Genomic DNA, 6,312 nt, shown 5'->3' with positions numbered 1-6,312 from the left:
GCCGGCGAACGCCGCTACTTCTCCGAGGCATCCATGCTCGAGCTGGCCACCATGAACAACCCCATCGAGGTCATCGACGAGGCGGTGATCCTCCCCGAACTCGCCGCCGAAATTCCCCGGCTCTATCAGCGCGTCGGGCCGCTGCCAGCGAACCAAAGCCCCCACCTGAGTCACTTCCCGGTCCGCTGCCGATACCACCGGACGTCGGGCCGACTCATGCTCAACATGCTCGCCACGTTGGCCGAATACGAACGCGAGCTCATCACGGAACGCGTAAACGCCGGGATCGCCGCCGCCCGGTACGGCGGCACCAAGTCCGGCCGGCCTCTGTCGGATCCCATCGTCGTCGCCGACAAGCTCAAGCTCGTCACCGAAGCGAGGGCGAAGGGCCGCACGGCCGAGGATGCGGCGCGGCTTGTCGGGTGGAGCCGGGCCAATCTGTACCGGCATCAGCAGGCCCTCGCGGCGCGCGAGAGCACCACCGTGTAGGTGACTCGTGAATGCGGCAGGGAGGTGGCGTGTTCTTCGGCTGCAAGTCGAAGATCAGATTCCGCTCGCTGTCCTCGCTCGAGAGACCGGGATCGCCACTCGGACGTTTCAACGCAGGAGCCAGCTCTACCGGGTAGGCGGCGTCGCAGCCCTCTACCCTCACCCGGGAACCGACAATAGTGTCCGCCGAACCTCGGCCGAGACGGTCGCGTTCGTCGAACGGTTGGCGCACACTCGGCCACGGCCAAGTATCGCCACGTTGCATCGCCTCCCTGTCACGGACGCTCAAGCTCGTGAGATGCCGGCGCCGAGCTATGCGACCGTGCGGCAGATTGCGCAGACCCTCGATCCGGCCCTGGTCACCCTCGCGCTCGAGGGGCCGGTCTCGTACCGGGACAAGTAGGGAGGGACTGCATGGATCTTCATCCGATCCAGCCGGTGCAGGCGATGGTGAGTGGGCCACGCCGTTGAGTGTGACGCGCGCACCATTGCCGTCCGCCAGGAGGCTGTCGAGCGCGTGCTCGTAGCCGGGATTCGGATCCATGTCGCCGGAAACGATAGCGAGCAAGGGTTGGGTGAGCTGAGTACCCGCAGGGGATCTGGGCATGCCGTCGATATCGACCACCGCCGTTATACGCCCGTCTAGCCTGGCCGCCTCGATTGCCGCGGCACCACCGGCGGAGTGCCCCGCGGCAATGAGTTTTCTCAGATCAGCACCCGCTAACTCTGGGGCGTCGGAGGACGCCATCTCGACCTTATCGATGACGGCACGGATGTCCGCAGCTCGAATGCCCACTGCCTGGTTCGCGTTGGCCTGGTCGGTTGCATCGTCGCCAGTCCGATTCGTCGTAGACGACAGAGCCGTCCACGAGCTCAGTCGCGATCGCGTCGTATGGGTGATCGAGAGCAATCACGATGACACCGTTGCTTGCGAGCTGCTCTGCCCACGAGGTGAAGAACCACCTTGAGCTGGCGAACCCTGGCGACGTGACGACGATCGGGAAGGAACCCTGAGCAGTGGGGGCTTGCTCGCTCGCATTGCTCTTCGCATGCCGGAGACTGTCGAAGACAATCGACGGCACACCGTATTGCCGAGCCAAGGCGTCCGGCAGCTGCGAAGCGGACTCCATGTCGCTTGAAAGGTAGGCCGATCCAAGGCTCGACTCGGCGGCCGGGTACCAGACGGTGACCGGCAGCGAGCGTTCCTGTCCTGGTTTGCTTCCACCGTGGGCATCTCGAGTGGGATCGGCCCAGATGTGCGAGGCGACTCCTACCGCATCAGGGCCGGTTGGTGCGGGTAGTGACATCGGCGGGAGTACCCACGCAGCTCCGGCGGTCCCGACCAGACTGAATGCCAGAACGACGGCAGCGACCGACGCGAGCCGCGGTGCCCTTCTGGACCGTACCCACATCACAACGCCCCCTCCCGCAGCGACGGCGATCGCCGCAGCGATCAGTTGAGGCCGCGCGCCCTCGAGCGCAAAAGCGATCACGAGTAGAAGCAGCGCTGCGCATCCCCACACGCTGACCAGCGCAGCATTGCGACGTCGGGTGATGACTCCAACGGTCAGAGCAGCAACTGCTAGTACGGTCACAGCGATGTCAATCTAGGGCATAAGTTCCTCAAGGGGGTAGGGCAGAGCTAGGTTAGATTCGGGCATCTTCGTGGCGCGTCATCCTCACGGATCGAGTAGATCATTCCACCGGATGATCCCAGAGGATCCAACGGAACTTCCGGCGGACATCCTCGTCATCACCGGTCTTCGCCGCACAGCAATCACAGAACGCCGCCAGTCAGCGATCAACTTCGCACTACAGTTCCTCGAGCGATCCTGCCCTGGGGAATCATCTGGAGCACCGCTGTCCGGGCGCGTGGACAGCACGATACCGTAATGCTCTCCGACCAAGGCAGATCTGCAGTAGCCAAACATCTCCTCGGCCGCGGCATTGACCAACACCACCTGGCCCTCCTGTGAGAGGACCAGCAATGCATCCGGGGCCCCTTCAACAAGCAGCTCATAAGAGTCAACAGCGGGTGCCCGCGTATCCGCGGACTGCACCGCACGGCCAGATCCACCTAAGCCGTGCCCGACGTGATCTGAACATTCCTGGTGTACATGATGTTTCATTGGACCTCCATCTAAGTAATGCCAGTGCCCAGCCACGGATCGGTAGGATGCCGCCTGGGTTACCCGTCAGCCACGACCCTTCAAGTAACTAACGTTCTAGCGACGAAGATAGCGCCGTGTAACAGCGCTGAACGTTCCGGCGATTCCCTCAGTCAGACGGCCCGGGCACTGTGGGGACGGGACGCTCGCACGACCACGTCGTGTACGGTTGCCGATCCGGCACCTCTATTGCGTGCTTGTCGACTGCGCGATTCAGCTACCTCAATACGGAGGTCCTCACCGTCAATCGCGGCGAGGATGTCGTCGACGCTGTACGTCAGTCCGCTGAGATGCTTCCGGCGCTGGCTCAGGTCGTCGACATCGGCGTCGTGGCCGACGACGAGTAGGGTTCCCCCGGGTGCGACCGCTGTTGCCAGTGAGCGGAACAACGTCGTGCGGGCCGGCTCCGGCAGGTGCATGAACTGTGACGAGACGAGATCGAACCCCTGCCTCTTGGGAGACCAAGCTGTCAGGTCATGCTGCTGCCAATCGATGCGGGCCGCGGCCTTCGGGTCGTCGGCTTCCGCGTGGGCTCGTGCCTTCTCAAGCGCAGTGGCCGCGATATCGATCCCGGTGACATGCCATCCGTGTCTCGCAAGCCAGAGCGCGTCGCCGCCCTCGCCGCTTCCGACGTCTAAAGCGCGACCCGGTTTGAGGAGGCCCACTTCAGTGACCATCACCGGATTGGGTTGGCCGCTCCAGGCGAGCCCTGGCGCGGCATAGCGGTCCTCCCAGTAGCGACGGCCGAATGGGTTTGCTTCGGGGGCCATCAGTTCGCCGTCTCTAGCCCATGGCGGCGGTTGCCAAGGACGGTCCTCGAATTTTGCGCTTCCGCTTGCACGCTGAAGGGCTCACGACCGGCCACAGCGACCGCAGCTGTCTTCACTGCCACCAGGTCAGCGGTGGTAGTGACGCCGACCTGCCGGGCCGACAGGGCTGCCGTAATTGCCGCCGTGTCAATGTCATCCACGTTGACGGTCACCCAGACACCGGCCTCGGAGGTCCCGCCGGCAAGGGAGGCATCCGGTGCCGTCGTGCCCAAGCGTCCCGGGCCTTCGGGAGCAACCATCCCTGAGGTTGCGAGGAGGTTCGACCGTGCTGGTGCTCCGATCGCGAGGGCATCGACCTGCAGGGTGTGGCCGGATGATAGCGTCACCCCGACTGGACGGTCAGGGTGGACCCGTAGCTCGCATACCGCGCCGGTCACCACAGCTATGCCTCGGGCGGCAAGTTTCTCCCACTCGTCGTCGGTCGGCTCCGGCCCCTCGTGCACAAAAAGGGTGACGTCGTCACTCCACTGGCGAAAAAGCAGCGCCTGCTCGGCGGCAACCGCATTTGTGGCCAGCACGCCGATCGCTTGATCGAGGATCTCCCGGCCGGGTGTTTGGATGCCGGTAGCGTTGCGACGGGCCTGAGCGGCCGCGAACGCTGCGCTCACGCCAGCAGCTCCACCGCCGATGACCAGGACTTCGAACACCCTTTCTGGGTCGCCGGGCCCGTGGGCAAGAGTGTTCGTTTGGTTACGTGTCATTTGTGGTGACCTCCAACATTAATGCTCGCCCCTCCCTAAAGATTTGGAACATTTACTTGCTGAAATGGCAACCCTGGTCCGAGGTGCGAAAGGAGCGCCTCTAGGGGTGGATGAAGGTGCTTCAAACCGAGGGCCACAGCAGCCTGCGAGGCTGCCGAAGCGAGGGCCGCATCCGTGGAGGCGCCTGTCAAGGTGGCATCCAGGTAGCCCGCGAGAAAAGCGTCACCCGCGCCGTTCGTGTCCCTGACATCTGCCGCAACCGCATTCACAGGATGAGGTTCGTCAGCGTTCATGAAGATGTATGAGGCGGCCTGTAGGAACGGCTCATGAAACTCGGCCCGACCGTCGTAGTCATGGTCATTCGTCCCGATGGGGATACGAGTTGATGCAGTCGCGCGGAGGAGAACTTGTGACGTCTCCCATAGGTCCATAACCAGCGCTGCGGCACGCAGGCTTAGCGCCCGGAAATTAGGGATTGACCTGCCGCGGATATCTCGGACAGTGGGCCCTCTTAAAATGAGGGTTCACTGAAAGTAGAGATCAGCATGGCCGCAGCACGTAGGCGTTTCACCCAAGAGTTCAAAGACGAGCTGTGCCGCGAGGTGATCAACACCTCCAAACCGATCAAGGACGTCGCCACCACATACGGCGTCGGCCCTGAGACTCTCCGGAACTGGCTCAACAAATACCGCGAGGCCAACGGCGGCACCGAAGCCGACCTGACCGTGTCGGAACGGGCCCGTCTCAAGGAACTCGAGCGGGAAGTTCAAGAGCTGCGGGCGGAGACCGCATTCTTGAAAAAAGCCAGCGCTTACTTCGCGCGGGAGCAGCGGTAGTGAGCAAGTACGAATACATCGACTCCCAAAAATCTGAGCCCACCAACCAGAATTCGGTGGTGAAAATGTGCCTCTGGCCGGCCGTCCCCACGCCCGGTTTCTACCACTGGGCAATTCGGCCGCAGTCAGCGACCGCGGCCCGGCGAGAGGCACTAATCGCCCGGATTCAGCACTTCTTCGAAGAGTCCGACGGTACCTATGGATACCGCCGAATCCACGCCGACCTGGGCGCCGATCAGACCGAGTGCTCGCCCGAGCTGGGGCGGCAACTCATGCGCCAGATCGGCCTCGTAGCCTGCCAACCACGGCCCTTCCGCATCACCACCGAAGCCGACGCCGAGGCAGCCGCAAGCATGCCCGACCTCGTCAAACGCGACTTCGCTGCCGACCGCCCCGGAGTGAAGTTCGTCGGCGACATTACCTACATCCACACCTGGCAAGGCTTCATCTACCTAGCCACCGTCATCGACTGCTATTCAAAGAAGGTCGTCGGCTGGTCCATCGCCGATCACATGCGCACCGAACTCGTCGCCGACGCCCTCCGCAACGCCGCTGCGACGACCCTGATCGAGCCTGACGCGATCTGGCACTCCGACCGCGGCAGTGTCGGCCAAGTTTCGTGCCTTGGTGACCGGCCTGGGGACGCGCTCCTCGATGGGCCGCACGGGCGTGTGCTGGGACAACAGCATGGGCGAAAGCTCTTTCTCGATGCTCAAGAATGAGCGCGTATATCGCACTGCGTATGCCACGAAAGCGCAAGCTCGCAGCGACGTCATCCGCTATATCGAAGGGTTTTACAACAGTCGACGCCGGCACTCCGCACTCGGTTACCGCCGGCCTAACGAAGTCCACTATGGTTACCAACAGCCAACATTGGCAGCGTAGAAGAATCCACGAATTCCGCTGTCAGAAATGCCCGCGGCAGGTCAGTGACGTCGGTGATGTCGGTGATGTCGAAATCGGTGGTCGCGATCTCCGAATACGCGGGTGGTGGTGTGTGCTGCTGTAGTGCGTGGGTGCGGTCGCGGAGGAATGCGAGTATTTCGGTGATGTTTGGTTCGTCCCAGAGGGAGTCCTCGGGGACGCTGATCAACTCACTCCAGGGTCCGACGATCAGTTTCACGATGATCGGGTTCCCGGTCAGGGTGATGGCGGGCAGGTTCAGGGACTGGGTCGTCTGACTGCTGTTCAGGGCGGTGACGAGTTGGAAGAGCGCGTCCGTGATGGCGTCAGCGGTGAGGAAGGAGGTCCCGCTGTAGGAGATTCGTCGCATTCCTCTACCGTTTCC

7 protein-coding genes and 1 pseudogene are annotated in these 6,312 nt (G+C 62.9%); 2 read left to right on the top strand and 6 right to left on the bottom strand.

Annotated elements, in window-relative coordinates:
* Positions 1 to 33: 33 nt before the first annotated feature.
* A complete protein-coding gene (locus E3O67_RS05640; RefSeq protein ID WP_338145401.1) occupies positions 34 to 489 on the top strand; it encodes a recombinase family protein in 456 nt (151 codons plus the stop codon).
* 755 nt (positions 490 to 1,244) lie between these two features.
* On the opposite strand, the gene E3O67_RS17750 is transcribed toward E3O67_RS05640, so the two are convergent.
* The 5 genes from E3O67_RS17750 to E3O67_RS17740 all read right to left on the bottom strand — a co-directional run bounded on the left by E3O67_RS17750 (position 1,245) and on the right by E3O67_RS17740 (position 4,481).
* Complete coding sequence (locus E3O67_RS17750) at positions 1,245 to 1,796, bottom strand: hypothetical protein (protein WP_370260183.1); 552 nt, start codon at positions 1,794 to 1,796, stop codon at positions 1,245 to 1,247.
* Positions 1,797 to 2,168: 372 nt separating this feature from the next.
* The gene (locus E3O67_RS17745) at positions 2,169 to 2,618 is read right to left on the bottom strand and encodes a PAS domain-containing protein (protein ID WP_134431726.1); all 450 of its coding nucleotides are present in this window, start codon (positions 2,616 to 2,618) and stop codon (positions 2,169 to 2,171) included.
* A 152-nt stretch (positions 2,619 to 2,770) separates the two neighbouring features.
* The gene (locus E3O67_RS05625) at positions 2,771 to 3,427 is read right to left on the bottom strand and encodes a bifunctional 2-polyprenyl-6-hydroxyphenol methylase/3-demethylubiquinol 3-O-methyltransferase UbiG (RefSeq protein ID WP_134431724.1); all 657 of its coding nucleotides are present in this window, start codon (positions 3,425 to 3,427) and stop codon (positions 2,771 to 2,773) included.
* A complete protein-coding gene (locus E3O67_RS05620) occupies positions 3,427 to 4,188 on the bottom strand; it encodes a hypothetical protein (RefSeq protein ID WP_134431721.1) in 762 nt (253 codons plus the stop codon). The genes E3O67_RS05625 and E3O67_RS05620 overlap by 1 nt, the downstream gene beginning before the upstream one ends.
* A 35-nt stretch (positions 4,189 to 4,223) precedes the next feature.
* The gene (locus E3O67_RS17740) at positions 4,224 to 4,481 is read right to left on the bottom strand and encodes a PfkB family carbohydrate kinase (RefSeq protein ID WP_198417204.1); all 258 of its coding nucleotides are present in this window, start codon (positions 4,479 to 4,481) and stop codon (positions 4,224 to 4,226) included.
* 252 nt (positions 4,482 to 4,733) lie between these two features.
* Between E3O67_RS17740 and E3O67_RS05610 the strand changes: the two are divergent.
* A pseudogene (locus tag E3O67_RS05610) lies at positions 4,734 to 5,909 on the top strand (IS3 family transposase).
* Here E3O67_RS05610 and E3O67_RS05605 read toward each other — a convergent pair.
* Positions 5,863 to 6,297 (bottom strand): hypothetical protein, encoded by a 435-nt coding sequence (locus E3O67_RS05605; protein ID WP_134431715.1) that lies wholly within the window; start codon positions 6,295 to 6,297, stop codon positions 5,863 to 5,865. The pseudogene E3O67_RS05610 and the gene E3O67_RS05605 sit on opposite strands and share 47 nt — an antisense overlap.
* Positions 6,298 to 6,312 lie beyond the last annotated feature (15 nt).

It is taken from the genome of Cryobacterium sp. TMT3-29-2 (genome assembly GCF_004564305.1).
Taxonomy (GTDB): Bacteria; Actinomycetota; Actinomycetes; order Actinomycetales; family Microbacteriaceae; genus Cryobacterium; species Cryobacterium sinapicolor.
The sequence above is the reverse complement of the archived record's forward strand: the minus strand, read 5'-3'. Positions and strand labels throughout refer to the sequence as shown.